The 25,803-nt window shown below is 71.8% G+C and carries 20 protein-coding genes; 6 read left to right on the plus strand and 14 right to left on the minus strand.

What is annotated here, in order from left to right:
* Position 1: 1 nt before the first annotated feature.
* The 5 genes from pgi to tkt are packed head-to-tail and all read right to left on the minus strand — an operon-like array spanning position 2 to position 7,576.
* Positions 2 to 1,678, minus strand: a complete 1,677-nt coding sequence (pgi, locus tag QQS16_RS33130; protein ID WP_286065736.1) for a glucose-6-phosphate isomerase — start codon at positions 1,676 to 1,678, stop codon at positions 2 to 4.
* On the minus strand, positions 1,671 to 2,606 hold the full coding sequence (opcA, locus tag QQS16_RS33135; protein ID WP_286065737.1) for a glucose-6-phosphate dehydrogenase assembly protein OpcA: 936 nt from the start codon (positions 2,604 to 2,606) through the stop codon (positions 1,671 to 1,673). Before opcA ends, pgi begins: the two co-directional genes overlap by 8 nt.
* The gene (gene zwf / locus QQS16_RS33140) at positions 2,603 to 4,339 is read right to left on the minus strand and encodes a glucose-6-phosphate dehydrogenase (RefSeq protein ID WP_286065738.1); all 1,737 of its coding nucleotides are present in this window, start codon (positions 4,337 to 4,339) and stop codon (positions 2,603 to 2,605) included. The genes opcA and zwf overlap by 4 nt, the downstream gene beginning before the upstream one ends.
* Positions 4,336 to 5,481 carry a transaldolase gene (tal, locus tag QQS16_RS33145; protein WP_286065739.1) on the minus strand — a complete coding sequence of 382 codons (1,146 nt, stop codon included), beginning with the start codon at positions 5,479 to 5,481 and terminating at the stop codon, positions 4,336 to 4,338. Before tal ends, zwf begins: the two co-directional genes overlap by 4 nt.
* A gap of 19 nt (positions 5,482 to 5,500) precedes the next feature.
* Positions 5,501 to 7,576 (minus strand): transketolase, encoded by a 2,076-nt coding sequence (gene tkt, locus QQS16_RS33150; RefSeq protein ID WP_286065740.1) that lies wholly within the window; start codon positions 7,574 to 7,576, stop codon positions 5,501 to 5,503.
* A gap of 146 nt (positions 7,577 to 7,722) precedes the next feature.
* On the opposite strand from tkt, the gene QQS16_RS33155 reads away from it, so the two are divergent.
* Complete coding sequence (locus tag QQS16_RS33155; RefSeq protein ID WP_286065741.1) at positions 7,723 to 8,628, plus strand: helix-turn-helix domain-containing protein; 906 nt, start codon at positions 7,723 to 7,725, stop codon at positions 8,626 to 8,628.
* Between the two features lie 73 nt (positions 8,629 to 8,701).
* Positions 8,702 to 9,055, plus strand: a complete 354-nt coding sequence (locus QQS16_RS33160; RefSeq protein WP_286065742.1) for a hypothetical protein — start codon at positions 8,702 to 8,704, stop codon at positions 9,053 to 9,055.
* Between the two features lie 10 nt (positions 9,056 to 9,065).
* On the opposite strand, the gene QQS16_RS33165 is transcribed toward QQS16_RS33160, so the two are convergent.
* The 5 genes from QQS16_RS33165 to QQS16_RS33185 form a co-directional block, all read right to left on the minus strand.
* Positions 9,066 to 10,466, minus strand: a complete 1,401-nt coding sequence (locus tag QQS16_RS33165) for a glycoside hydrolase family 16 protein (protein ID WP_286065743.1) — start codon at positions 10,464 to 10,466, stop codon at positions 9,066 to 9,068.
* 233 nt (positions 10,467 to 10,699) lie between these two features.
* Positions 10,700 to 11,554 carry a transferase gene (locus QQS16_RS33170; RefSeq protein WP_286065744.1) on the minus strand — a complete coding sequence of 285 codons (855 nt, stop codon included), beginning with the start codon at positions 11,552 to 11,554 and terminating at the stop codon, positions 10,700 to 10,702.
* 101 nt (positions 11,555 to 11,655) lie between these two features.
* A complete protein-coding gene (locus tag QQS16_RS33175; RefSeq protein ID WP_286065745.1) occupies positions 11,656 to 12,921 on the minus strand; it encodes a glycosyltransferase family 4 protein in 1,266 nt (421 codons plus the stop codon).
* A 102-nt stretch (positions 12,922 to 13,023) separates the two neighbouring features.
* Positions 13,024 to 13,851 carry an IclR family transcriptional regulator gene (locus QQS16_RS33180; protein ID WP_286065746.1) on the minus strand — a complete coding sequence of 276 codons (828 nt, stop codon included), beginning with the start codon at positions 13,849 to 13,851 and terminating at the stop codon, positions 13,024 to 13,026.
* A 4-nt stretch (positions 13,852 to 13,855) separates the two neighbouring features.
* On the minus strand, positions 13,856 to 14,317 hold the full coding sequence (locus tag QQS16_RS33185; protein ID WP_286066537.1) for a MarR family winged helix-turn-helix transcriptional regulator: 462 nt from the start codon (positions 14,315 to 14,317) through the stop codon (positions 13,856 to 13,858).
* A gap of 195 nt (positions 14,318 to 14,512) precedes the next feature.
* Here QQS16_RS33185 and QQS16_RS33190 point away from each other — a divergent pair, with 195 nt between their 5' ends.
* The 4 genes from QQS16_RS33190 to QQS16_RS33205 are packed head-to-tail and all read left to right on the plus strand — an operon-like array spanning position 14,513 to position 18,317.
* Positions 14,513 to 15,430, plus strand: coding sequence for an SDR family NAD(P)-dependent oxidoreductase (locus tag QQS16_RS33190; protein ID WP_286065747.1), 918 nt, complete (start codon positions 14,513 to 14,515; stop codon positions 15,428 to 15,430).
* A gap of 11 nt (positions 15,431 to 15,441) precedes the next feature.
* Positions 15,442 to 16,317 carry an amidohydrolase family protein gene (locus QQS16_RS33195; RefSeq protein ID WP_286066538.1) on the plus strand — a complete coding sequence of 292 codons (876 nt, stop codon included), beginning with the start codon at positions 15,442 to 15,444 and terminating at the stop codon, positions 16,315 to 16,317.
* A 10-nt stretch (positions 16,318 to 16,327) separates the two neighbouring features.
* Positions 16,328 to 17,833, plus strand: a complete 1,506-nt coding sequence (gene menE, locus QQS16_RS33200) for an o-succinylbenzoate--CoA ligase (protein WP_286065748.1) — start codon at positions 16,328 to 16,330, stop codon at positions 17,831 to 17,833.
* Between the two features lie 28 nt (positions 17,834 to 17,861).
* On the plus strand, positions 17,862 to 18,317 hold the full coding sequence (locus QQS16_RS33205; protein WP_286065749.1) for a MaoC family dehydratase: 456 nt from the start codon (positions 17,862 to 17,864) through the stop codon (positions 18,315 to 18,317).
* Positions 18,318 to 18,406: 89 nt separating this feature from the next.
* On the opposite strand, the gene QQS16_RS33210 is transcribed toward QQS16_RS33205, so the two are convergent.
* The 4 genes from QQS16_RS33210 to QQS16_RS33225 are packed head-to-tail and all read right to left on the minus strand — an operon-like array spanning position 18,407 to position 25,795.
* Positions 18,407 to 20,077, minus strand: a complete 1,671-nt coding sequence (locus QQS16_RS33210; RefSeq protein ID WP_286065750.1) for a PHP domain-containing protein — start codon at positions 20,075 to 20,077, stop codon at positions 18,407 to 18,409.
* A gap of 17 nt (positions 20,078 to 20,094) precedes the next feature.
* Positions 20,095 to 21,939 carry a LamG-like jellyroll fold domain-containing protein gene (locus QQS16_RS33215; protein ID WP_286065751.1) on the minus strand — a complete coding sequence of 615 codons (1,845 nt, stop codon included), beginning with the start codon at positions 21,937 to 21,939 and terminating at the stop codon, positions 20,095 to 20,097.
* A gap of 50 nt (positions 21,940 to 21,989) precedes the next feature.
* The gene (locus QQS16_RS33220) at positions 21,990 to 24,959 is read right to left on the minus strand and encodes a glycoside hydrolase family 2 TIM barrel-domain containing protein (protein ID WP_286065752.1); all 2,970 of its coding nucleotides are present in this window, start codon (positions 24,957 to 24,959) and stop codon (positions 21,990 to 21,992) included.
* On the minus strand, positions 24,959 to 25,795 hold the full coding sequence (locus QQS16_RS33225) for a carbohydrate ABC transporter permease (protein ID WP_286065753.1): 837 nt from the start codon (positions 25,793 to 25,795) through the stop codon (positions 24,959 to 24,961). Before QQS16_RS33225 ends, QQS16_RS33220 begins: the two co-directional genes overlap by 1 nt.
* Positions 25,796 to 25,803: the final 8 nt, after the last annotated feature.

Raw genomic sequence — 25,803 nt, forward strand, 5'->3', positions numbered from 1 at the left:
GTCAGTTCACTTCCTTGAGGTCGCGGTAGGCGGCCACGAGCGCGGCGGTGGAGGAGTCGAGACCGGGGACGTCGGCGCCCTCGGTGAGGGCGGGTTCGACGCGCTTGGCGAGGACCTTGCCGAGTTCGACGCCCCACTGGTCGAAGGAGTCGATGTTCCAGATGGCGCCCTGGACGAACACCTTGTGCTCGTAGAGGGCGATCAGCTGGCCCAGGACGGAGGGGGTGAGTTCCTTCGCCAGGATCGTCGTCGTGGGGTGGTTGCCCTGGAACGTGCGGTGGGGCACCTGGGCTTCGGGCACGCCCTCCGCCCGGACCTCGTCCGCGGTCTTTCCGAAGGCGAGCGCCTGTCCCTGCGCGAACAGGTTCGCCATCAGCAGGTCGTGCTGGGCGGCCAGTTCGTCGTCCAGCTCGGCCACCGGGCGGGCGAAGCCGATGAAGTCCGCCGGGATGAGCTTGGTGCCCTGGTGGATCAACTGGTAGTAGGCGTGCTGCCCGTTGGTGCCGGGTGTGCCCCACACCACCGGGCCGGTCTGCCAGTCCACGGGGTCGCCGTCCCGGTCCACCGACTTGCCGTTGGACTCCATGTCCAGCTGTTGCAGGTAGGCGGTGAACTTGGACAGGTAGTGGCTGTAGGGCAGCACCGCGTGCGACTGGGCGCCGAAGAAGTTGCCGTACCAGACGCCCAGCAGGCCCAGCAGCAGCGGGGCGTTGTGCTCGGCGGGCGCGTTGCGGAAGTGCTCGTCGACGATCCGGAAACCGTCGAGCATCTCCAGGAAGCGGTCCGGGCCGATGGCGATCATCAGGGACAGGCCGATCGCCGAGTCGTAGGAGTAGCGGCCGCCGACCCAGTCCCAGAACTCGAACATGTTCGCCGTGTCGATGCCGAAGTCCGCCACCTTCGCGGCGTTCGTCGACAGCGCCACGAAGTGCTTCGCCACCGCCTTGTCCTCGCCGAGCCCGCCGGGTCCGGCCAGCAGCCACGAACGCGCCGAGGTGGCGTTCGTGATCGTCTCGATCGTGGTGAAGGTCTTGGACGCGACGATGAACAGGGTCTCCGCCGGGTCCAGGTCGCGGACGGCCTCGTGCAGGTCGGCGCCGTCCACGTTCGACACGAACCGGACCGTCAGCGACCGGTCGGTGTACGCGCGCAGCGCCTCGTACGCCATCGCCGGGCCCAGGTCGGAGCCGCCGATACCGATGTTGACGACGTTGCGGATGCGCTTGCCGGTGTGGCCGGTCCACTCACCCGAGCGGACCCGCCGGGCGAAGTCGCCCATCCGGTCCAGCACGGCGTGCACCTGCGGGACCACGTTCTCCCCGTCGACCTCGACCACCGCGTTCGCGGGGGCGCGCAGCGCGGTGTGCAGCACCGCCCGGTCCTCGGTCGTGTTGATCCGCTCACCGCGGAACATGGCGTCCCGCAACCCGAACACGCCGGTCGCGGCGGCCAGTTCCTGGAGCAGCCGCAGCGTCTCGTCGGTCACCAGGTGCTTGGAGTAGTCGAGGCGCAGGTCTCCCACGCGGACGACGTAGCGCTCCGCGCGCCCCGGGTCGGTCGCGAACAGGTCACGCAGATGGGTGTGCCACTGGGCGCGGTGCTGCTCCAGGGCGGCCCACTCCGGCCGGCGGGTGAGCCGGGAGGAGCCGGCGGACATCTCGGAAGGGGAGTCAGACATGAGCGGGGGTCTCCTTGGTGCCCTGGCCGCGCAGGGCGACGGCGTACATCTCGTCGGCGTCGAGGCGCCGCAGCTCCTCGGCGATGAGTTCGGAGGTGGTGCGGACCTTCAGCGCGAGGGTGCGCGAGGGCTGGCCGGGCAGGGACAGCGTGGCCAGCGGGCCCTCGGGGCGGTCGATGACGACCTCGCCGTTCTCGGTGCCCAGCCGGACGGCCGTCACGACCGGCCCCGCGGTGACGACCCGGTCGACGCGGACGCCGAGGCGGGCCTCCAGCCAGCGGGCCAGCAGTTCGGCCGCCGGGTTCTCCTCCTCGGCCTCCACGGCCGCCGAGATCACCTTCACCCGGGCCTGGTCCATGGCCGCGGCCAGCATCGAGCGCCACGGGGTGAGCCGGGTCCAGGCGAGGTCGGTGTCGCCGGGCGCGTAGGAGCGCACCCGGGCGTCCAGGACCTGGAGCGGGTTCTCCACGGCGTACAGGTCCGTGATCCGGCGCTGGGCCAGCGCGCCCAGCGGGTCCTTGGCCGGGTTCTCCGGCGCGTTCACCGGCCACCACACCACCACCGGGGCGTCCGGCAGCAGCAGCGGCAGCACGACGGAGTCGGCGTGGTCGGACACCTCGCCGTACGTCCGGAGGATGACCGTCTCGCCGGTGCCGGCGTCGGCGCCCACCCGCACCTCCGCGTCGAGGCGGGAGCTGGTGCGGTCGCGCGGGGTGCGGGCGTGCCGCTTGATGACGACCAGGGTGCGCGAGGGGTGCTCGTGCGAGGCCTCCTCGGCTGCCTTGATCGCGTCGTAGGCGTTCTCCTCGTCCGTGACGATCACCATCGTCAGGACCATGCCCACGGCCGGTGTGCCGATGGCGCGGCGACCCTGCACCAGCGCCTTGTTGATCTTGCTTGCCGTGGTGTCGGTCAGGTCGATCTTCATGGCCTGCGCCAGCTCCGTCCGTCTCGTGCGAGCATCTCGTCGGCTTCCCCGGGTCCCCAGCTGCCCGACGCGTACTGCGCCGGCCTGCCGGTGTTCGCCCAGTACTCCTCGATCGGGTCGAGGATCTTCCAGGACTCTTCCACTTCCTGGTGACGGGGGAACAGGTTGGCGTCCCCGAGGAGGACGTCCAGGATGAGGCGCTCGTACGCCTCCGGACTGGACTCGGTGAACGACTCGCCGTAGGCGAAGTCCATGGACACGTCCCGGATCTCCATCGAGGTGCCCGGCACCTTGGAGCCGAACCGGACCGTCATGCCCTCGTCGGGCTGGACGCGGATGACGATCGCGTTCTGCCCGAGCTCCTCGGTGGCGGTGGAGTCGAAGGGGGAGTGCGGGGCCCGCTTGAAGACCACCGCGATCTCGGTGACCCGGCGGCCGAGACGCTTGCCGGTGCGCAGGTAGAAGGGGATGCCCGCCCAGCGCCGGTTGTCCACCTCGAGCCTGATGGCCGCGTAGGTGTCGGTCTTCGACGCGGGGTCGATGCCCTCCTCCTGGAGATACCCGGGCACCTTCGCACCGCCCTGCCAGCCCTCGGCGTACTGCGCCAGCACGGTGTGCTCGCCGATGTTCTCCGGCAGCCGCACGGACTTGAGCACCTTGAGCTTCTCGGTGAGCAGCGACTCGGCGTCGAAGGCGATCGGCTCCTCCATGGCGGTCAGCGCCATCAGCTGGAGCAGGTGGTTCTGGATGACGTCCCGGGCGGCGCCGATGCCGTCGTAGTAGCCGGCCCGGCCGCCGATGCCGATGTCCTCGGCCATGGTGATCTGCACGTGGTCCACGTACGACCGGTTCCAGATCGGCTCGTACATCTGGTTGGCGAAGCGCAGCGCCAGGATGTTCTGGACGGTCTCCTTGCCCAGGTAGTGGTCGATCCGGAACACCTGGTCCGGCTCGAACACGTCGTGCACGAGCGCGTTCAGCTCACGGGCGCTCTTCAGGTCGCGCCCGAACGGCTTCTCGATGACCGCGCGACGCCAGGAGCCCTCCTTCGCGTCGGCCAGCCCGTGCTTCTTGAGCTGCCGGACGACCTTGGGGAAGAACTTCGGCGGTACGGAGAGATAGAAGGCGTAGTTGCCGCTGGTACCGCGTGAGGCGTCCAACTCCTCTACGGCGGAACGAAGTTGCTTGAACGCGGTGTCGTCGTCGAAGTCGCCGGGGATGAACCGCATGCCCTCGGACAGCTGCTGCCAGACCTCCTCGCGGAAGTCGGTGCGCGCGTGTTCGCGCACCGCGTCGTGCACGACCTGCGCGAAGTCCTGGTCCTCCCAGTCCCGGCGGGCGAACCCGACGAGGGAGAAGCCCGGCGGCAGCAGACCGCGGTTGGCCAGGTCGTAGACGGCCGGCATCAGCTTCTTGCGGGACAGGTCTCCGGTGACACCGAAGATGACGAGCCCGGACGGGCCGGCGATCTGCGGCAGCCGGCGGTCGCCGGCGTCCCGCAGCGGGTTGGTCCAGTCGTCGCCGGACAGGACCGGGACGGTCGCCTCCGGCTCGGCCGGTCCGGTCTTCCCGGCGGCCTCGCTCGTTCCGGCCGGTCCGGTCTTCCCGGCGGCCTCGCTTGTTCCGGCCGGTCCGGTCTTCCCGGCTGCTCCGGTCTTCTCGGTCTCGGCTGGTCGGGTCCTCTCGGCCGTTCCGGTCTCCTCGGCCGTCGTCCTGGGACGCTTCTTGCTCATTCCCCGTCAACCCCCTTGCTGTTCAGGGACTTCGTCACGGCGTTCAGCAGGTCCTGCCAGGCCGCCTCGAACTTGGCGACGCCCTCGTCCTCCAGCTGCCGCACCACCTCGTCGTAGGAGATGCCGAGCCGCTCGACGGCGGCCAGGTCGGCGCGGGCCCGCGCATAGCCGCCGGTCACGGTGTCACCGGTGATCTCGCCGTGGTCGGCGACTGCGTTCAACGTGGCCTCCGGCATCGTGTTGACCGTGCCGGGCGCGACCAGCTCGTCGACGTACAGGGTGTCCTTGTACGCCGGGTCCTTCACCCCGGTCGACGCCCACAGCGGACGCTGCTTGTGGGCTCCTGCCCCGGAAAGGGCCGCCCAGCGCCCACCGGCGAAGACGTCTTCGTACGCCTCGTGGGCGAGCCGCGCGTTGGCGAGGGCCGCCCGGCCCCTGAGGGCCAGGGCCTCGTCCGTGCCGAGCACGGTCAGCCGCTTGTCGATCTCGGCGTCGACGCGGGAGACGAAGAAGGAGGCCACCGAGTGGATCGTCGACAGGTCCAGGCCGCGCTCCCTGGCCTTCTCCAGGCCGGCGAGGTAGGCGTCCATCACCTCGCGGTGGCGCTCCAGGGAGAAGATCAGCGTGACGTTGACGCTGATGCCCAGGCCGACGACCTCGGTGATCGCCGGGAGGCCGGCCTTCGTGGCCGGAATCTTGATCATCACGTTGGGGCGGTCGACGAGCCAGGCGAGCTGCTTGGCCTCGGCGACGGTGGCCGCCGTGTCGTGGGCGAGGCGCGGGTCGACCTCGATGGAGACCCGGCCGTCCCGGCCGCCGGAGGCGGAGTACGCGGCGTGCAGGACATCGGCGGCCGCGCGCACGTCGGTGGTCGTCAGCATCCGCACGGCCTCGTCGACCGTGACGCCCCGCACGGCGAGGTCGGTGAGCTGCTCCTCGTACCCGGCACCGGAGCCGATGGCGGCCTGGAAGATGGACGGGTTGGTGGTGACACCCACCACGTGCCTGTGGGCGACGAGTGCGGCGAGGTCGCCGGAGGCGATCCGGCCGCGCGACAGGTCGTCCAGCCAGATGGACACACCCTCGTCGGACAGACGCTTGAGTGCTCCCGCGGGTGCGGTCGCTTCGGTCACTGTGATCATCTTCTTTCGGGCGATCGGATCAACCGCGAGCGGCGGCCAGGGATTCCCGGGCCGCGGCGGCGACGTTCTCGGCGGTGAAGCCGTACTCGGCGAACAGGGTCCTCGCGTCGGCGGAGGCGCCGAAGTGTTCGAGGGAGACGATGCGTCCTGCGTCACCCACGAACCGGTACCACGTCAGACCGATCCCGGCCTCGACCGCAACGCGGGCCTTCACGGACGGCGGAAGGACCCGCTCGCGGTACTCCCGCGACTGCTGCTCGAACCACTCCACGGACGGCATGGACACCACCCGGGTGCCGACCCCCTCGGCCTCCAGCAGCTCCCGCGCGCCGACCGCGAGCTGCACCTCGGAACCGGTGGCGATCAGCACGACGTCGGGCACCCGGGTGGAGGCCTCCCGCAGGACGTAGCCGCCCTTGGCCGCGTCCTCGTTCGGCGCGTAGGTCGGCACGCCCTGCCGGGTGAGCGCGAGGCCGTGCGGGGCCGGGTCGGTGGCGTGGCGCCTGAGGATCTCGGCCCAGGCGACCGCGGTCTCGTTGGCGTCGGCGGGGCGGACCAGGTTCAGGCCCGGGATCGCGCGCAGCGACGCCAGGTGTTCCACCGGCTGGTGGGTGGGCCCGTCCTCGCCGAGACCGATCGAGTCGTGCGTCCACACATAGGTCACCGGCAGCTGCATCAGCGCGGACAGGCGCACGGCGTTGCGCATGTAGTCGGAGAAGACCAGGAAGGTGCCGCCGTAGACGCGGGTGTTGCCGTGCAGGGCGATGCCGTTCATCTCGGCGGCCATGGAGTGCTCGCGGATGCCGAAGTGGATGGTGCGGCCGTACGGGTCGGCCTCCGGCAGCGGGTTGCCCTGCGGCAGGAAGGAACTGGTCCTGTCGATGGTGGTGTTGTTCGAGCCCGCCAGGTCGGCGGAGCCGCCCCACAGCTCCGGCAGGATCGCGCCGAGCGCCTGGAGCACCTTCCCGGACGCGGCGCGCGTGGCGACCGCCTTGCCCTCCTCGAACACCGGCAGGGCGTCCTGCCAGCCCTCGGGCAGCTGACCGGAGACGACGCGGTCGAAGAGCGTGGCCCGCTCGGGCTGGGCGCCGCGCCACTTGTCGATCCGCTTGTCCCAGGCGGCGTGCGCCTCGGCGCCCCGGTCCAGGGCCCGGCGGGTATGCGCGAGGACGTCGTCGGCGACCTCGAAGCTCTGGTCGGGATCGAAGCCGAGGAGGCGCTTGGTGGCGGCGACCTCGTCCTCGCCGAGCGCGGAGCCGTGCGCCGCCTCGGTGTTCCGGGCGTTCGGCGCCGGCCAGGCGATGATCGTGCGCATCGCGATGATCGAGGGACGCCCGGTCTCGGCCCGGGCGGCCGTCAGCGCCGCGTACAGCGCCTGGACGTCGATGTCGCCGTCCTCGCCCGGCTCGATCCGCTGTGTGTGCCAGCCGTACGCCTCGTACCGCTTGAGCACGTCCTCGGAGAAGGCGGTCGCGGTGTCGCCCTCGATGGAGATGTGGTTGTCGTCGTAGAGGAAGACCAGGTTGCCGAGTTTCTGGTGGCCGGCCAGGGAGGACGCCTCGGCGGAGATGCCCTCCTCCAGGTCGCCGTCGGAGACGATGCCCCAGATGGTGTGGTCGAAGGGGGAGGTGCCCTCGGGGGCGTCCGGGTCGAACAGGCCGCGCTCGTAGCGGGCGGCCATCGCCATGCCCACCGCGTTGGCGACGCCCTGGCCCAGCGGGCCGGTGGTCGTCTCGACGCCCGCGGTGTGCCCGTACTCCGGGTGACCGGGCGTCTTCGACCCATGGGTGCGGAACGCCTTGAGGTCGTCCAGCTCCAGTTCGTACCCGGCCAGGTAGAGCTGGGTGTAGAGCGTCAGCGAGGTGTGGCCGGGAGAGAGCACGAAGCGGTCACGGCCCGTCCACTCGGGATCGGCCGGATCGTGCCGCATCACCTTCTGAAAGATCGTGTAAGCGGCCGGGGCCAGGCTCATCGCGGTGCCGGGGTGGCCGTTGCCCACCCGCTGGACGGCATCGGCCGCCAGAACGCGGGCGGTGTCGACAGCGCGCCGGTCGAGTTCGGTCCAGGTGAAGGTGTCCGGTGTCTGCGCACTCATCTTCAAGAAGTCCTCGGTAGAAGCGAAGTTGCTGGTCCGACGCGTTCAAACTTAAAAGTCCGACTTTTACGGGGGAAGGTCGCGGTGTGCCAGCCTGTGGTGAAAGTGGGACACGGACGGCGCGATCAAGGCGGCACGAGAAGGACATGGCGGACAGAACCATCCAAGCCGGAGACGGCGACGGCGGCGTTGACGGGATCAGAACGTTCCCCTTCCCGGTCGAGCTGAGCGTCGGCGGTGTCGGCATGCAGGTCGGTCCGATGGGAACCGGCCGCACCTGGCACGCCGACGCGCCCCTGCACCGCGTCCACCGCATCGACTTCCATGTCGTGATGCTCTTCGACGACGGCCCCGTCCGCCACATGATCGACTTCGCCGAGTACGAGGCGACGGCCGGCGACGTGCTGTGGATCCGCCCGGGGCAGGTCCACCGTTTCTCACCCGCGAGCGGGTACCGCGGAACCGTCCTGACCATGCAGCCCGGCTTTCTGCCCCGTGACACCGTCGAGGCCACCGGCCTGTACCGCTACGACCTGCCGCCCCTGTTGCGGCCCGACGAACCCCGGCTCGCCGCCATCCGGGCCGCCCTCGCCCAGCTGCGACGCGAGTACGAGGACGCGAGCACCCTCCCGTCCGCCCTGCACACCTCGGTCCTGCGCCACGCCCTCACGGCGTTCCTGCTCCGCCTGGCCCATCTCGCGACGACCTCGGCGGAGGCGGCCCGGCTCACGGCGGACACCACCTTCACCCTCTTCCGACAGGCGGTCGAGCGGGACTTCGCCACCAACCACAGCGTCAGCGCCTACGCCGACGCCCTCGGCTACTCCCGCCGCACCCTCGTGCGCGCGGTGCGCGCCGCCACCGGCGAGACCCCCAAGGGCTTCATCGACAAGCGCGTCGTCCTGGAGGCCAAGCGCCTCCTCGCCCACACGGACCTGCCCATCGCCCGCGTCGGCGTGGCGGTCGGTTTCCCGGACGCGGCGAACTTCTCCAAGTTCTTCCACCAGCACACGGACATGACACCGGCGGGGTTCCGGGCGGAACTGCGCTGATTTCTGCCACAGCCCTTCGCAACCCCTGCTGACCTCCGTCCTGACTCCCTATGCTCCGGGGAGCTTGCAAGGATTGACCCTGTCCTCCGAGCACGGCGTCCCGCTGCCGCCGGTGGCGCTGCCCCAGGTCACCGCGCTCGACCTGGACGGAGTCCTGGCCGGTGAGACGGTCGCCGACCTCGCCGGAGCCTTTCCCGGCCTCACCTCGCTGAACCTGCGCCTGATCTGTCTGAGCTACCAGTCGGCCGTGGACCTGTCCCCCCTGCGGGCGGTGCAGCGGGCACAGGTCCACGTCACGCTGATGGGCGCCGGCCGGGTCCACGGTCTGGACGCCCTGTCCGCCGAACGGTTCTCGGTGCGGCACGAGGGGCGCGACCGGCCTCAGGGACGCGTCAGGCCCGGCTTCCTGCGGCGTCGCCGGGCCTGACACGCACGTCTCACCGGCCGAAGGTGAACCAGTTCACGTTCACGAAGTCCGCCGGCTGGCCGCTCGTGAAGGTGAGGTACACGTCGTGGGTCCCCGTGACCGAGGCGATGTTGGCGGGGACCGTTCTCCAGGACTGCCAGCCGCCGGTGTCGCCGATCGAGAAGCTGCCGACGGGTGCGGCCGTACGGCTGTCCAGGCGGACCTCGACCAGTCCGCTGACGCTGCTCCCCGCGCCGCTCGCCACCCTGGCCACGAACTGACGCGCCGCGGTGGAGCCGAAGTCGACGCCCTTGAACAGGGCCCAGTCCCCGTTGGCGAGGGCGCCGATGTTCTGCCCGCCGCCCGTGTCGGAGGTGGTCTCGGTGATGGTGCCGGACTGGGTGTCGTACGACTCGGCCTGGAGGGTGCCGTAGGCGTCACGGTTGCCCGACGGCGGCGGAGTGGTGCCGCCCCCGCCGGACGACAGGACCTGGACGTAGTCGACGACCATCGGGATGCCGGAGCGCGTGTCGGCGTCCAGGCCGCCGCCGAACGCGTCCGGGAAGGCACCGCCCATCGCCACGTTCAGGATGATGAAGAAGCCGTGGTTCGTGGCGTTGGACCAGGTCGTCGCGTCCACCTGGTTCGCGGTGACGGTGTGGAAGGTGACGCCGTCGACGGAGAAGCGGATCGCCTCCGGGCTCGCCGAGCGGTCCCACTCCATGGTGTAGGTGTGGAAGGCGGACTGGCAGGTGCTGCCCGGACAGGTGGTGGAACCGCCGAGGCCCGTGGTCTCGTTGCAGGGGCCGCCCGGGTTGGTGCCGCAGTGCATCGTGGCCCACACGGTGTTGCGGCCCTGGACGTTCTCCATGATGTCCAGCTCGCCGACGCTCGGCCAGTTGTGGTAGTTGCCGCGGTAGGGCGCGCCCAGCATCCAGAACGCGGGCCAGTAGCCCTCGGCGGCGGTGCCGGTGACGTTCGGCATCTGGATGCGGGCCTCCACCCGCAGTCTGCCGCCGGCCGGGGGCTGGAAGTCGGTGCGGTTGGTCTCGATGCGGCCCGACGTCCACCGGCCGGCCGCGTCGCGCAGCGGGGTGATGCGCAGGTTGCCGTTGCCGTCGAGCGAGACGTTGCTGGTGCTGTTCGTCATCGTCTCGACCTCGCCGGTGCCCCAGTTGGCGGGGCCGCCGGGATACGAAGTTCCGGTCGCGTACTGCCAGTCGGCGGTACTGACCCCGGTGCCGGCCGCGCCGGTGAAGTCGTCGAGGAAGACCTGGGACCAGCCGGCCGGGGGTGCGGGGGCGGAGGCGTTCGCGGACGGCGAGGCGACCGCGGCGGCCCCGGCCGCGAGGCCGAGCGTGCTGATGACCGCCACGAGCGCCCGCCTCAGCGGGCGTCGCCGTCTGCGGGGTGTGCCGGAGGTGTCACTCATGGGGGAGCCTCTCGGGTACGGGGTGGGGGCGCGGGTGCGGGGGGAACTGCTTCGAGCGCACTCTGAGAGCGCTCTCAAAGTGGGCCCAATGTGCTCTCGGCCACTCCGGCCGTCAAGAGGTGTCACCGTGAAAGTCCTTACCGGGTGGGTGAGTTACCCCGATGAGCCGGGAATGTGCTCCCGGCGGCCGCCCGCCTTCCGGTCCTCCCTGTCCGAGGCTCGGGTGAGCGGCCTCAGCGGGCCGCCTTCCTCACCTCCACGGCGAGGTCGTTGTCGACCGTGTAGTACAGGCGCAGGGTGGCCCCGGCCGCGGTGACCGTCGGATAGACGAACACCTCCTTGCGGTCCGCCACGTCGTCGAGCAGACGGGCGACCCGGATCAGCGCGTCCTGTGGCGCGGGCCGGACGAAGACGTCCCAGATGCCGTTCCCGGCGCCCGTCCCGGCCGCCAGCTCCGCGTGGTCGACGGTGAAGGAGAAGTCCCGCCCGTCGCTCCCCGGCCGTGGTTCCAGGGTGCGTACGGTGCCGCCGCCCCGCAGGCGCAGGTGCACGACGGCTCCCGCCAGGAGCCGGGCGCCGTGCAGGCGGACGTCGACCGTGGTCGACCGGTCGGTGACCGTGACACCGGCGGCCTCCGCGTGGGCGGGCCGCACCCAGGCCCGTACCGCGAGACAGCCGTCCTTGGTGACGTAGGGGATCCGGACGGCGAGCGGTGTCGTCCGATCGCGGAGGTGGCCGTCGACGAGGGCCCGCAGGTCGCGCGGTCCGGGGCGCAGGCGCTGCCGCCGGGATCCTCCGTCCTGGAGCAGGTACACGTCCCACCGGCCCTCCGCGAGGACGGGCCGCGGGCCCAGGACGGCACGCCGGTGCCCGTCGTCGGCGCGCTCCAGGTCCAGGACGTGGAGCGTCTTCTCGGGCTGCCCCTTCTTCGGGCGCAGCCGCAGCAGCAGCTGCGGTTCCGGCACCTGCCGGTCCTCCGCCGGAGCCGGCGGCAGGTCGAACGCGATCCGGCCGTCCGCGTCGACCGTGCAGCCGACGCGCGGGTGCGCACCGGGTGCCGGGCTCACCGCCGCACCCGCCGCGCTCACCGCTGCTCCCTCCCGGCCCACCCCTGTCCCCTCGGCGCCCGCCACTGCCCTCTCCCCGCTCACCGCTGCCCTCTCCTCGCTCGGCCCCGCTCCTGCCCCGCTCATCGCTGTCCCTTCCGTACGACGCGCAGTGCGCCGCTCGCCGCGGTGTACGCGGCGTCGCGGGCGGCGAAACCCTGGCCGACCAGGATCCGGCGCACCCCCGCGCGCTCCCGCGCGCTCGCTCCGCCCGCCCGGCGCGCCGCCACCGCGTCGGCGAGCAGCCGCTCGGCCTGCGCGACCACGGGGCCGGGGGCGAACCGCCGCGCGTTCTCCAGGGCCGCGCGTCCCATCCGGCGGCGCCGCTCGTCGTCACGGACCAGGTCCAGCAGGGCGGCGCCCAGCGCGGCGCGGTCCCCGACCGGTACGAGCCGGCCGTCGACGCCGTCCTCGATGATCTCGGCGGGGCCGTAGGGACAGTCGGTGCTGACCACCGGCAGGCCGCAGCGCATCGCCTCCACGATCGTCATACCGAACGGCTCGAAGTTGGAGGCCGCGGCACCGATGGAGCCCTTGACCCACTCCGCCTCCATGGGGGCCGCCGCGCCCATCAGGAACACGTTGTCCCACAGCCGCAGGTCCGCGATGAGCCTGCGCAGCCGGTCGTGCTCCTCCCCCTTGCCGTAGACGCGCAGCTGCCAGTCGGGGTGTGCGGCGGCGACATCGGCGAAGGCCTCGATCAGCAGGTCGTAGCGCTTGACCGGGACCAGCCGGCCGGCCGCGACGACCACCTTCGCGCTGCCGTCCGCGGCCGGCAGCACGGGATCCGGCACGCTGTTCGGGAGCGCCTCCACCCGGACGCCGGGCAGCAGCGTCTTGCGCCGGTAGGCGGCGGCGTCCGCCTCGGTCACCGTGGTGAGCGCGTCGAGCCGGCGGTAGGCCCGGCGCAGCGCGGTGCGCAGCCGCGGCGGATGGTTGTCGAGGGTGAGGTGCTCCTGCCCGACCCGGGCGACATGCCGGGGGGCCTGGAGCGCGAGATGCACGTTCAGTCCCGGCCGGGTGCCGATCACCACGTCGGCGTCGACGGTGGCGAGGTGCTCGCCGATCCGCTGGTCGGTCAGTTCGCTGTACTGCCCGTACCGGTACTCGGCGCGGGGGAACACCTTCGCCGGTATCAGGTGTGACGGGTGTTCCTTCTCCTGCCTGAGGTCCACCAGCGGTCGCAGCGACACCCTCGGGTCCAGCGTGAAGTTGGGGTCCTCGCGGTGCCGCAGCACGGAGACGATCTCCACCTCGTGCCGCTCGGCCAGCGCCTGGGCCAGGTTGAAGGTGGTGGTGATCGTGCCGCCGATGCCGTAGGCGTTGTGGAGCAGGAAGGAGATCTTCATGAGGGAGTAGACGGCGCCGACTCCGCCCCGGTTGTGGGGTGTTACCAGTTCGTAGCGATCAACGGTCCGGCAGGCGACGGGCGGACGGCGAACGAGGGGGCCTCACCGCTCTCCCCGGGCCCCGGCCCCGCGGGACCCGCCACCGGCCCGGCTCTCCTCCGGCTGCCACCCCAGGGCCCGGGAGATCCCGCGCGCCGCGAGCCGCACCGCCGGGATCAGCACCGGCACCTGGGCGCCGGCCTGGGGCACCACGACCGACACCGCCGCGACCAGCGTGCCGTCCGGTCCACGCACCGGCGCGGCCACCGACAGCGCGTCCTCGGTGACCTGACGGTCGCTCACCGCCACGCCCGCGCGCCGCACTTCGGCCAGCACCCGGCGCAGCCGTCCCGCGTCGGTGAGGGTGTACGGGGTGAGGGAGGCGAGCGGACCCGCGCAGTACTCCTCCTGGAGTTCCGTGCCGCCGTACGCCAGCAGCACCAGCCCCACGCCGGTGACGTGCAGCGGCCAGCGCGCCCCGACCCGGATGTGCACACCGACCGCCGAACGCCCCGAGATCCACTCGATGTAGACGACCTCCGACCCGTCGCGGACCGCCAACTGCACGTTCTCGTGCGTGGCTTCGTACAGGTCCTCCAGGTAGGGCAGCGCGGCCTGCCGCAGGGCCAGCCCGCGCGGGGCGAGGGCCGCCACCTCCCACAGTCGCAGTCCGACGTGGTAGACGCCGTCCTCGTCCCGCTCCAGGGCGCCCCACTCGGTGAGGGCGCCGACGAGCCGGTGCGTGGTGGTCAGGGTCAGCCCGGCGCGGCGGCTGATGTCGGTCAGGCACAGCGCCGGGTGGTCGTGGTCGAACGCGGCGAGGACGGCCAGCAGCCGGTCGGGCGCGGAGCGCACCGCCTGTGACAGGCCCGCGTCGGTGGATATCGGCATGGCGTCACCCCAGCCCGGTCTCGGCGACCCTGAGCAGCAGCGAGTGGAGCACGTCGCGTTCGGCCGGATCCAGGGGCCGCAGGAGTTCGTTGGTGACCCGCAGCCCGGCCTCGTCCGTGTCGCGGAGGAAGGCGCGGCCGTCCGCGGTCAGCACGACGATACGGCTGCGCCGGTCGTCGGGGGAGGGGCGGCGCTCGGCGAAGCCCAGCTTCTCCAGGTCGTCGACCAGGCCGACGATCGCACTGGGGTCGTAGCCGAGGGACGTGCTCAGTTCGCGCTGGAGCGCGCCCTCGGACGTGGTGAGGAGACGCAGCAGCGCGTAGTGGCGCAGACGCAGGCCGGACTCCTGGAGGAAACCGTTGAACAGCTGCCCCGAGCGCAGCCCGAGCCGGTACAGCAGATAGCCGGTGTCCGCGTGCAGCCCGCGCATCCACGGCTCCTCGGCGTCGACGGGGGCGGGGCCCACGGCGGTGTGTGCTGCGTGCTGCTGGCCGGCGATGGCGGACTCCCTGGGCCGGGCCCCGGACAGGGGCGGTTCGTGCGTACGGCACCCAGCATGACGCACGGATGGGACCGCAACAACTATTGACGTCAACAATTATTGCTCTTAGCTTCGATCTCGTAGCCGCATCACCCGTGTCTGTTGTGAAGGGACCCGCCCGTGCCCAGCATCGATCTCACCGGCAAGGCCGCCGTCGTCACCGGCAGTGGCCGGGGCCTCGGCCTCGCCTACGCGCACGCCCTGGCCGCCCACGGCGCCTCCGTGGTCGTCAACGACATCGACGAGGCCGTGGCCGAGCAGGCCGTGAAGTCCATCACCGCGGCGGGCGGCACCGCCGTCGCCGAGGTGGTCCCGGTCGGCACGTCCGAGGCCGCCGACCGGCTCGTCGGCCGGGCCGTCGAGGAGTTCGGGCGGCTCGACATCCTGGTCACCAACGCGGGCATCCTGCGCGACAAGGTGCTGTGGAAGATGACCGACGAGGACTTCGACGCGGTGATCGCCACCCACCTGAAGGGCACCTTCACCTGCGCCCGCGCCGCCGCCGTCCGGATGCGCGCGCAGGGCGACGGCGGCAGCCTGATCCTGGTCGGCTCGCCGGCCGGGCAGCGTGGCAACTTCGGGCAGACCAACTACGCCGCCGCCAAGGCCGGCATCGCGGCCATGGCCCGCACCTGGTCGATGGAACTGGGCCGCGCGAACATCACGGTCAACGCGATCGTGCCGGTCGCCGCCACCGCGATGACCGAGACCATCCCCTCCTTCGCCCCGTACGTCGAGGCCATGAAGAACGGCGAGCCGCTCCCGGACTTCCTCCGCAAGCGGGAGGGCTTCGGCAGCCCCGAGGACTGCGCGGCACTCGTCGCCTTCCTCGCCTCCGACGCCGCGCGCGGCGTCACCGGCCAGGCCATCGGCATCGGCGGCGACAAAGTGGCACTCTGGTCGCATCCGCAGGAGGTCAGCGTGGCCTACGCCGACGGCGGCTGGACCCCCGAGACCCTGGCCACCGCCTGGCCCACCTCGGTCGGTGCCGAACTCCAGACGGTCGGTATCCCGGCGCCCGACTTCCCGGAGGCGTGATGGCACCCACCATGAACGTCGACGACCTGGTCGCCATCGACGTCCACACCCACGCGGAGGTGTCCTCCAAGGGCCACTCCTCCCTGGACGACGACCTGCACGACGCCTCCTCCGCCTACTTCAAGGTCGAGGGCAAGCGGAAGCCGACCCTGGAGGAGACGGCCGCGTACTACCGGGAGCGGAGGATGGCCGCCGTGATCTTCACGGTGGACGCGGAGTCCGCGACCGGCACCGCCCCCGTCCCCAACGAGGAGGTCGCCGAGGCGGCGGCCGCCAACGCGGACGTCCTCATCCCCTTCGCCTCCATCGACCCCTTCCGGGGCAGGGCGGGGGTCAGGCGGGCCCGCCGCCTGGTCGAGGAGTACGGGGTGAAGGGTTTCAAGTTCCACCCCAGCATCCAGGGCTTCTTCCCTAACGACCGCGCGGTGGCCTACGGCCTCTACGAGGTGATCGAGGAGACCGGCACCATCGCCCTCTTCCACACCGGCCAGACCGGCATCGGTGCCGGGGTGCCCGGCGGGGGCGGGATCCGGCTCAAGTACTCGAACCCGCTGCACGTGGACGACGTGGCCGCCGACTTCCCGCACCTGAAGATCATCCTGGCCCATCCGTCGTTCCCCTGGCAGGACGAGGCCCTGGCCGTCGCCACGCACAAGCCGGGCGTGCACATCGACCTGTCCGGCTGGTCGCCGAAGTACTTCCCGCCGCAGCTGGTGCAGTACGCCAACACGCTGCTCAAGGACAAGGTCCTCTTCGGTTCGGACTTCCCCGTCCTCACCCCGGACCGCTGGCTCGCGGACTTCGCCAAGCTGTCGATCAAGGACGAGGTCAGGCCGAAGATCCTCAAGGAGAACGCCGCCCGCCTGCTCGGGCTGACGAAGTCGTAAGGGGTACCGGATGCGCAACGAGGGACTGGGGTCGTGGCCCGCACGCCGAGCCCGCAAGACCCCGCACCGCACCGCCCTGATCCACGGCGGGACCAGCCGCACGTACGCCGAGCTGTACGACCGCACCACCCGGCTCGCGCACGCCCTGCGCGCCCGGGGCGTGCGGCGCGGCGACCGGATCGCCTATCTCGGCCCCAACCACCCCTCCTACCTGGAGACGCTGTTCGCGGCGGGCACCCTCGGCGCCGTCTTCGTCCCCCTGAACACCCGCCTGGCCGGCCCGGAGATCGCCTACCAGCTGGCCGACTCCGGAGCCAGGGCCCTCGTCTACGGCCCCTCCTTCCAGGGCCTGGTCGCCGGGCTGCCCGGCACCACGGACGTACGCGTCTACCTGGAGGCCGGGGCCGAGTACGAGGAGGCCCTCGCCGAGGCCGCCGCCGACCCCGTCGACGAGCCGGTCGCCCCTGACGACACCTGCATCATCATGTACACCTCGGGCACGACCGGCCGGCCCAAGGGAGCGATGCTCACCCACGGCAACCTCACCTGGAACGCGATCAACGTCCTCGTCGACACCGACCTGATCGCCGACGAACGCGCCCTGGTCTCCGCCCCGTTGTTCCACACCGCCGGCCTGAACATGCTCACCCTGCCGGTCCTCCTCAAGGGCGGCACCTGCGTCCTGGTCGAGGCCTTCGACCCGGAGGCCACCCTCGACCTGGTGGCACGGCACCGGATCACCTTCATGTTCGGGGTGCCGACGATGTTCGACCAGGTGGCCCGGCATCCGCGCTTCAAGGACGCCGACCTGTCGTCACTGCGGATCCTCACCTGCGGCGGCTCGCCGGTGCCGAGCCCGCTGATCGCCGCGTACCAGGAGCGCGGTCTGACCTTCCTCCAGGGCTACGGCATGACGGAGGCGGCCCCCGGGACGCTGTTCCTGGACGCCGAACACGCCGTGACCAAGGCGGGGTCGGCCGGAGTGCCGCACTTCTTCAGCGACGTACGGGTGGTGCGGCCCGACCTCGCTCCGGCCGCGCCCGGCGAGACCGGCGAGATCGTGGTGCGCGGGCCGCACGTGATGCCCGGCTACTGGGGCCTGCCCGAGGAGACGGCCGCCGCCTTCGCCGACGGCTGGTTCCGCAGCGGGGACGCGGCCCGGACCGACGAGGACGGCTACGTCTTCATCGTCGACCGCATCAAGGACATGATCATCTCCGGTGGGGAGAACGTCTACCCCGCCGAGATCGAGGACCTGCTCCTGACCCACCCGGACATCGTCGAGTGCGCGGTCATCGGCGTGCCCGACGACAAGTGGGGCGAGGTGCCGCGCGCGGTCGTCGTGCCGCGCGCGGGCGCTTCGCCGGACCCCGACGAGGTACTGGCCTCGCTCGCCGGACGTCTCGCCAAGTACAAGATCCCCAAGTCGGTCGTCATCGCGGACGAACTCCCGCGCACCGCCTCCGGGAAGCTCCTCAAGGCCCGGGTGCGCAAGCGCTTCGGCGCCGTCTCCTGACTCCCACCTCTCACCTAAGGACAGCCACATGGGCATCACCGTCAACGGCCTCGACGAACTGAAGAAGCTCGCCGGGAGCGACCTGGGCACCAGCCAGTGGACCGAGGTCACCCAGGAACGGATCGACACCTTCGCCGACGCCACCGGCGACCACCAGTGGATCCACGTGGACCCCGAACGCGCGAAGGAGGGACCGTTCGGCGCCCCGATCGCGCACGGCTACCTCACCCTGTCGCTCTTCATCCCGCTCTTCACCGAGCTGCTGGACGTCCAGGGCGTGACGACCAAGGTCAACTACGGTCTGAACAAGGTGCGTTTCCCCTCGCCGGTGAAGGTCGGCTCCCGCATCCGGCTGGTGGGCAGGCTCGCGGAGGTGGAGGAGGTGCCGGGCGGTGTGCAGATCACCGTCGACGGGACCATCGAGACCGAGGGCGGGACCAAGCCGGCGGCGGTGCTCCAGAGCCTGTCGCGGTTCTACGCCTGAGGCGGCGACGCGTGCCGGGCGAGCGGTCGGCCCGCCCGGCACACCGGGTCCGCGGGGAGGCGGGTCCGCCGCCCTGCCGCCCCGCCGGCTCAGCCCCCTGTCACGTCGACGAAGACCGGGTTGGAGTAGAACCACGTGTCGGTCCACGGGTCGCCGTCCCCGGGCGCGTGCGGAACCGGGCCGTGCGGGTCGACGGAGGCGCCCAGGTACCCCGCGCCGTGGCGGTTGCCGTCGCTGCCGCGCAGCCGGACGTAGAAGGACTCGTCCCCCGCGGTCAGCGGGATGCGCAGGGTGTACGTCCCCTCGCGGCCGGACACGTCCTGCGAGCGCACCACCCGGGTGTCGGGCGCCCGCCAGGTGTCCCGGTCGGTCACCGGTCCGCGCACCGCGCCCCGGATCACGTCCACGTGCGCCAGCTGCGGGAGGATTCCCCGGGCGTTGGGCCGTGAGGCCGTCGTCACGGTGACGGTCAGGGTGAGCCGGTCGCCCTCGCGCACGCGCAGCCGGCCGCCCAGGGTGACGCCCCGGCCGTGGTCGCGCTCGCGCGTGAGCCGCACCTCCAGCCCGTCCAGCAGGTGTCCGTGGTCGACCCAGACGCGGCCCGCGCGCAGGCCCGCCATCACCGCGCGGTAGCCGTAGCGGGTGACCCCGACGTGGGTGCGGCTGAACTGGCCGGGCCAGAAGTCGCTGCCGGGCTGCGGGGTGTCCGTGTTCACCGGGTCGGGCAGCCGGCCGGCGGTGTCGAAGTTCTGGCCGGCCGGCCAGTCGCCGTTCTTCCAGGTGTCGAAGACGACGCGGTGCGCGTCGGAGTTCGTGGTGACGGAGAACAGCCTGCCCTCGGCGAGCATGGCGTCCCACAGCCCGCCGACGGTCGCCGTCGCCCAGTCGAAACCGCCGTACGTCAGATAGGCGTCCGCCGGATACCCGGCCCACGACTGCGCCGACGGCCTGTTCTCGTACTCGCCGCGGACCGACGTGGGCCCGCGCCGGCCGGGGATCGCCGCGCCCTGGGCGCCCGGCGCGCCCTCCATGCCGATCATGATCTCGGGGGCCGCGTCCCGCCAGGCGCGCATCTCGTGCGGGGAGTCGATGCCCAGGCGCAGCGGGTGGTTGGCGAGGACCAGCACGTCGTCGACGTAACCGGTGCGCCGCTGCCGGGCCAGCCACCGCAGGGCCTCGACGGCGTGCGCCTCGTTGCGGGCGGTGTCCGCGGCACCGGCGGCACCCTCCGTGTACCCGAGGAGCTTGCCGTCGTAGGCGGTCTCGAACCGGGTGAGCAGGTCGACCTCGTGCGGGCCCGGCGAGGTGAAGACCGTGCCGTGTTCGGCGGCCGGGATGTACCACTCCAGGCCCTGGAAGATCAGCTGGCGCGGGTTCTCGGCCCGGGCCCGCAGGATCTCCGCGTGCTCCAGCGACGCCCCGTACCGGGCGTGCCCGACGTTGGAGTGCTCGGTGAACACCATCCAGTCCAGGCCGTACCTGGCGCCCGCGGCGGCCAGTTGGGAGAACGTGTACTTGGCGTCGTGGCTGTAGACGCTGTGGACGTGGTGGTCGCCGACGAGATAGGCGAGGTGCGGATCGCCGCCGCCCGGGCCCCGGCCGGACGCCGCCGCCGCGGGAACGCCCGCCGAACCGAGGGCGAAGGCGGCGCCGAACAGGCCGGCGCGGCGCAGGAGTCCGCGTCGGGACACCCCTTGCGCGTCGAGGTCGGCGGGGGAGACGGACGGGTCGGCCCAGACGGGCAGCTGCTGCTCGGTCATCATGGTCCTCGGGCGGGTCAGTGGTTCATGAACGAGGTGACGGGCAGGGCGCGCCCGACGATCCGGACGTCACCGAGCCGGCCGTAGAGGATCTGGTCGATCTGCCCGCCGTACTCGTAACCGCCCAGCAGCCACGGCAGCCCGACCGAGGTGAGCCCCACCGAGCGCGCCGTGGGATTGCGGGCGACGGGACAGCCCTGGACGTACATCGTCGTGTGCGAGCCGTCGTTGACGACGGCGACGTGCCACCACACCTCCCGGGCCGTCTCGTCGCCCCAGTTGGTGGCGATGCCCTGCTGGTTGAGCGGCCGCACCGCCCACTGCGGACCGGGACCGTCGGACAGGGACAGCGTGGCCAGCGGCTCGTCCGGGTCGCCCTCGGTCTTGCCCGCGGCCCCGCCGGTGCCGGTGCGGCCGACGAGTCCGCCCCAGGCGTTGTGCGAGGGGTCCCAGTCGGCGGGGACTCGGTAGAAGGCCTCGATGGTGTAACCGGCCCTGAAGGTCGCCGCGTTGAGAGGCGCGCCGTCGACCGTGCGCAGGTAGGCGCCCTTGAGCGGGGACTTGAAGCCGTGGAACTCCAGGCTGCCGTGCCCGGGCTGGTCGGGGTGGTGGTCACAGGACCAGGTCAGCGTGGAGCCGCCCACCGACACAACGGTGAGGTCGTTGCCGCGTCCGGACAGGTCGCGGACGGTGCCGGTGACGGCCGTTCCGTCGTCGTGCCCGTCGAAGCGCCAGTACGCCACCGTGCCGGGCACCAGCATCCTCGACGCGGGGCGTGCCGGGCGCGGGGCCACCGGGGCGAAGCCGGAGAAGCGGTCCGCGAAGTCGATGCCGACGGAGAACCGGTCGGCGTCGCCGCTGAGTTCGATCTCCTGCCGCTCCAGCTCGTTGAGTCCCTTCGCCGCCCGGCCGAGGATCCACGGGGAGACCGTCTCCACGTCGATGACGTCCCGGTCCAGGTCGAAGTGGTAGAGGCGGATCATCGCCGCGCCGCCGAAGTAGCGGTTCTGATAGTTGGTCAGGTGCAGATGGACGTCATGTCCCGCCGCGTTCCGCCGGGTCGCGCGGCCGGCGGGCCAGTAGTGGCCGTTGAGGGTGAGGAAGATCTGGTCGTGGTCCGCGATCAGCCGGTCCCACAGCTGCTGCCCGTACGCGGAGAGGGTGTCGTCCTCGACGACCAGCTCGTGCGTGGTCAGGATCACCGGTGTCCTCGGGTGCCGGGCGATGACCTCCTCGGCCCACGCGTACCCCCGCGCCGACAGCCGCCAGTCCAGCGCGAGCACCATCCACTCCCGGCCGGCCGCCCTGAAGAGGTGGAAGGTGTTGTAGCCGTCCGGTGAGGCGCCGCCGAACGTCGGCCTGCCTTCGAACCGCCGCGGCCCGAAGGCGTCCAGGTACGGCGTCGGCCCCCGCTGGTCGTTCGTCGAGGACCTCACGTCGTGGTTGCCGGCCAGGACGCTGTAGCCGACACCGCGCCGGTCCAGCAGCCGGAACGCCTCGCTGACGGCGGCGATCTCGTCCCGGGCGCCGTTCTCGGTGAGGTCGCCCAGGTGGGACAGGAAGACGATGTTGTCCTCCTCGCCGTGCTCCAGCAGATAGCGCAGGGACGCCTCGATCGGCGCCTTGTCGATGCTGGGCCCGTCGAACAGGTACTGCGTGTCGGGCATGACGGCGAGGGTGAAGCGGCGGCTGTCGGCGTCGGGCCGCCGGCCGGCCGCGGCGGGGGCCGCCTCGGCGGCGGCCGGCAGCGCCAGACCGGCGGTGGTGGCGGCGCCCAGCAGCGCGGTCGCCCGCAGGAAACCGCGTCTTCCGGCGCCGGCCTGCGCGGCCTCGCCCTGGTCGTGCTCATGCGAAACGCACACGTGTTGCTCCGTAACACTGCGTAAAAGGGTGACGGGGGTGGCGTGGGGGATCAGAGGGCGCGCAGGGTCCAGCTCCAGTGGTGGACGCCCGGTGCGACGAGATGGGACGGTGAGGTGTCGGGGCCGCACGAGGCGGTGCCCAGGCCCCGGTGGGCGGCGTCGAGGTGCACCACGCAGCCGGCCCGTGGGACGAGTTCGTCGTGGTGGGCCACCGCGCCCAGGTCCTCGGCGCGGTACCGGGTCACCGAGACCTGACGCGGCTCGTCCAGCTCCACCGTCAGCCCGGTGGCGTCCGGCGCCGACAGCGTGAAGCGCCGTACGCCGTGCCGGCCGCCGCTCTCCTGCGGGCGCAGGTACGGGGTGAACAGCGCGTCCACGGGCACCGTGTGGTGGCCGACGGGCGCCCCGAAGGCGCGGTCCGGGTACGACTCCCAGGGGCCCTGCCCGTACCACTCCATCAGGTCCAGGCCCGGCACCGTCTCGAACCGGGAACCGACCCGGGCGACATCGGTGAAGGTGTCCGGCAGCTCGGCCGTCTCCGCCACGCGCAGGCCGCCGTCGACCGGGGTGAGCACCTGGGTGTGCCGGACGACTCCGGCCACGGCGGCGTACTCCGCGCGTACGGTGACGCGGCCGTCCGTCCGGCGTACGTCGACCAGCTCGCGCACCAGCGCGTCGAGCCCCCAGGCCCGCCAGCGCGCTGCCGTCCCGCCCAGCTCGTCGTTGTCGGTCGGCGCCCGCCACAGCGACAGCGTGGGCGCGGCCGGGAGCAGGGGGTGGACCAGCAGACCGTCACCGTCGACCTCGACCTCGGCCTCGACGTCGGTCCCGGTCCCGGTCCCGGTCGGGGTCCCAGCGGAACGATTCCGCATCACCGGGCCGGACCGCTCCGGGGAAGCCGCCCGCAGCAGCACCTGCGGCACGCACACCACCGTCCCGCGCGGCGCCCACGGCTCGTCGCCGGCGGTCGTGACCCGCAGCGTCAGCCACGCCTCCCCGCCGTCCTCGGGCAGTGCGAACGGCAGCGGCACCGCCGCCGTCTCACCCGGCCGCAGCGGGGGCAGCCAGGCCGGCGCGGTCAGCGTCCGCCCGTCGGCCAGGGCCAGCTCCCACTCGGCCGCCAGCCAGTCCAGGCCGCGGAAGTGCTGATGGTTGCCGAGGACGACGCCCTCGTGCCGGAAACACTCCAGCCGCACCGGGGCCGCGATCTCCCGGTGCTCGTACAGCACGGGCTTGGGGGTCCGGTCGGGGAGGACGACCCCGTCGGCGATGAACACGCCGTCGTGGACCGTCTCGCCGAAGTCGCCGCCGTACGCCCAGCGGTGGCCGGGTGCGGCGACACCGTTGTCATAGAGTCCGGCACCCCCGCGGCCGACCGGTCTTCCGTCGTTCACACGCTGCAATATGCCGTGGTCCCAGAACTCCCAGATGAAGCCGCCCTGAAGTCCCGGGGTGGACTCGATGGCGGCCCACTGGTCGGCGAGCGTGCCGTTGCTGTTGCCCATCGCGTGCGAGTACTCGCACTGGATGAGCGGCTTGGTCTGCTCGCCGGACAGCGCGTGCGCGACACACTCCTCCAGCGGCGCGTACATCGGGCAGGCGATGTCGGAGGCGACGGCCGGATCCGCCCAGCCGCGCTTGGCCGCGCCCTCGTACTGGAGCGGCCGGGTCGGATCGTGCCGGCGCACCCAGCCCGCCGCCGCGTCGTGGTTGGCGCCGTAGTCGGACTCGTTGCCCAGCGACCAGACGATGACCGAGGGGTGGTTCTTGTCCCGCAGCACCATCCGGGAGACCCGGTCCACGAACGCGTTCAGATAGCGGGGGTCGTCGGCGATCTCGTGGGCGTGGTCGTGCGACTCGATGTCGGCCTCGTCGACGACGTAGAAGCCGAGCTCGTCGGCCAGGTCGTACAGCGCCGGGTCGTTCGGGTAGTGGGCGGTACGGATCGCGTTGAAGCCGAAGCGCTTCAGCAGGACCAGGTCCGCGCGCATGTCGTCGTACGACACCGTCCGTCCGGTCAGCGGGTGGAAGTCGTGCCGGTTGACGCCCCGGACGTAGACCCGCTCGCCGTTGACCAGCAGGTCCCGGCCGACGATCTCGACGTCCCGGAAGCCGACCCGGTGGTGCGAGGCGTCGGCGACCGTGCCGTCGGCGCGGTGCAGCCGGACCGTCAGGCCGTACAGCTCGGGCGTCTCGGCGTTCCAGGTACGCACGTCCCGGACGGTGGCCAGCAGCCGCGCCTCACCGAGAAAGCCGGACACGCGCTCGTCCTCGGCGTTGGCCCGGTCGAACTCCGTGTCCTGGGTGAGGAGCCGGCCGTCCAGCTCCGCGCTGATGTACCACCCCGAGGGCAGCGCGCCGCCCGCGTCCCGCACCCGGCAGTCCACCCGCAGCTCCCCGTACCGGCCGGCGCGCACGGTCACGTCCGCGAGATGCAGCGGGTCCGTCGCGTACAGCAGCACCGAGCGTGTGACGCCGCCGTGCCACCACTGGTCCTGGTCCTCGATGTGCGAGGCGTCCGACCACTTCACCACGGTCAGCCGTACGACGGCCCGCTGGCCGGCGCGGACGAGCCCCGTGAGGTCGAACTCGGCGGCCAGGTGGGAGTCCTTGGAGACGCCGACCGGCCGCCCGTCCACGTGCGCCAGCAGCACGCTCTCGGCGGCCCCGACCTGGAGCACGATCCGCCGGCCGGCCCACGCGGCGGGCACGTCCACCGCCCGCTCGTAGACCCCCGTCGGATTGGCGGCGGGCGACCGCGGCGGGAATTCCGCGAACGGCATACGGACGTTCGTGTACTGCGGAAGGTCGTCGGTGTCCTGCGTCGTCCAGACACCCGGGACGTACGACGACGACCAGACGTCCGCGAGCGGCGCGTCCGGCGCCGGCAGCAGCTGGAAGCGCCAGTCGCCGTCCAGCTTCAGCGCCCCGGCGCGGCGGTCGACGGCGTTCATCGGCAGCCGGCCCCAGGAGGTCACCTCGGGCGCTTCCCAGGGGCGGAGCGCGAGCAACGGGTCCATCAGCGGATGGCCCCCTTGCCGAGGTCGCCGATGATCTGCTTGGCACCGACCGCGAACACGATCAGCAGCGGAACCAGCGCGAGCAGCGCGCCGGTCATGACCATGCCGTAGTCGGTGGTGCCCTGGGTGCCGTTGAGCTGGGACAGCGCGACCTGGAGGGTGACGTTGTCGGGGTTGGTGAGGGCGATCAGGGGCCAGGCGTAGTCGTTCCACTGGCTCATGAAGGTGAAGATGCCGAGGAACGCCAGGCCCGGACGGACCACCGGCAGCGCCACGTGCCAGTACTGCCGCAGGAAGCCCGCGCCGTCGATCCGGGAGGCGTCGAGGAGCTCGTCGTGGATCGCGCCCTTCATGTACTGGTGCATCCAGAAGATGCCGAACGCGTTGGCCGCCGCCGGGACGATCAGCGCGGTCATCGTGCCGATCCAGCCGATCCTCGCCATGATCACGAACTGCGGGATGGCCGCCAGCTGGGCCGGCACCATGAAGATCGCCATCATCAGCGCGAACAGCGCCCGGCGGCCCGGGAACCGGAACTTGGCGAAGACGAACGCCGCCAGCGAGTCGAAGAACAGCACCAGCACGGTCACCGAGACCGCGACCAGCAGCGAGTTGAACATCGACCCGAAGAAGTCGAGGTTGTCGAAGAGATGACGGACGTTCTCCGCGAAGTGCGAGCCCGGCAGCAGCTTCGGCGGATAGGAGAAGATCTCGGTCGACGTGTGCGTCGACATGATCACGGCCCAGTAGAACGGGAAGGCCGACAGCAGCAGGCCGACGACCAGGACCAGGTGCAGGGCGATGCCCCGGCTCCGGTACCCCTTGATGGATGCCATGGTGACCG

Origin of the sequence: Streptomyces sp. ALI-76-A (assembly GCF_030287445.1) — a bacterium.
Classification (GTDB): Bacteria; Actinomycetota; Actinomycetes; order Streptomycetales; family Streptomycetaceae; genus Streptomyces.

What these genes read in the sequence shown, in the direction of transcription:
- opcA (WP_286065737.1), bottom strand. Translation starts at nt 2,606, where the DNA reads ATGAAGATCGACCTGACCGACACCACGGCAAGCAAGATCAACAAGGCG.
- QQS16_RS33155 (WP_286065741.1), top strand. Translation starts at nt 7,723, where the DNA reads ATGGCGGACAGAACCATCCAAGCCGGAGACGGCGACGGCGGCGTTGAC.
- tal (WP_286065739.1), bottom strand. Translation starts at nt 5,481, where the DNA reads ATGATCACAGTGACCGAAGCGACCGCACCCGCGGGAGCACTCAAGCGT.
- zwf (WP_286065738.1), bottom strand. Translation starts at nt 4,339, where the DNA reads ATGAGCAAGAAGCGTCCCAGGACGACGGCCGAGGAGACCGGAACGGCC.
- QQS16_RS33210 (WP_286065750.1), bottom strand. Translation starts at nt 20,077, where the DNA reads ATGACCGAGCAGCAGCTGCCCGTCTGGGCCGACCCGTCCGTCTCCCCC.
- QQS16_RS33165 (WP_286065743.1), bottom strand. Translation starts at nt 10,466, where the DNA reads ATGAGTGACACCTCCGGCACACCCCGCAGACGGCGACGCCCGCTGAGG.
- pgi (WP_286065736.1), bottom strand. Translation starts at nt 1,678, where the DNA reads ATGTCTGACTCCCCTTCCGAGATGTCCGCCGGCTCCTCCCGGCTCACC.
- QQS16_RS33195 (WP_286066538.1), top strand. Translation starts at nt 15,442, where the DNA reads ATGAACGTCGACGACCTGGTCGCCATCGACGTCCACACCCACGCGGAG.
- QQS16_RS33205 (WP_286065749.1), top strand. Translation starts at nt 17,862, where the DNA reads ATGGGCATCACCGTCAACGGCCTCGACGAACTGAAGAAGCTCGCCGGG.
- menE (WP_286065748.1), top strand. Translation starts at nt 16,328, where the DNA reads ATGCGCAACGAGGGACTGGGGTCGTGGCCCGCACGCCGAGCCCGCAAG.
- QQS16_RS33220 (WP_286065752.1), bottom strand. Translation starts at nt 24,959, where the DNA reads ATGGACCCGTTGCTCGCGCTCCGCCCCTGGGAAGCGCCCGAGGTGACC.
- QQS16_RS33175 (WP_286065745.1), bottom strand. Translation starts at nt 12,921, where the DNA reads ATGAAGATCTCCTTCCTGCTCCACAACGCCTACGGCATCGGCGGCACG.
- QQS16_RS33180 (WP_286065746.1), bottom strand. Translation starts at nt 13,851, where the DNA reads ATGCCGATATCCACCGACGCGGGCCTGTCACAGGCGGTGCGCTCCGCG.
- QQS16_RS33225 (WP_286065753.1), bottom strand. Translation starts at nt 25,795, where the DNA reads ATGGCATCCATCAAGGGGTACCGGAGCCGGGGCATCGCCCTGCACCTG.
- tkt (WP_286065740.1), bottom strand. Translation starts at nt 7,576, where the DNA reads ATGAGTGCGCAGACACCGGACACCTTCACCTGGACCGAACTCGACCGG.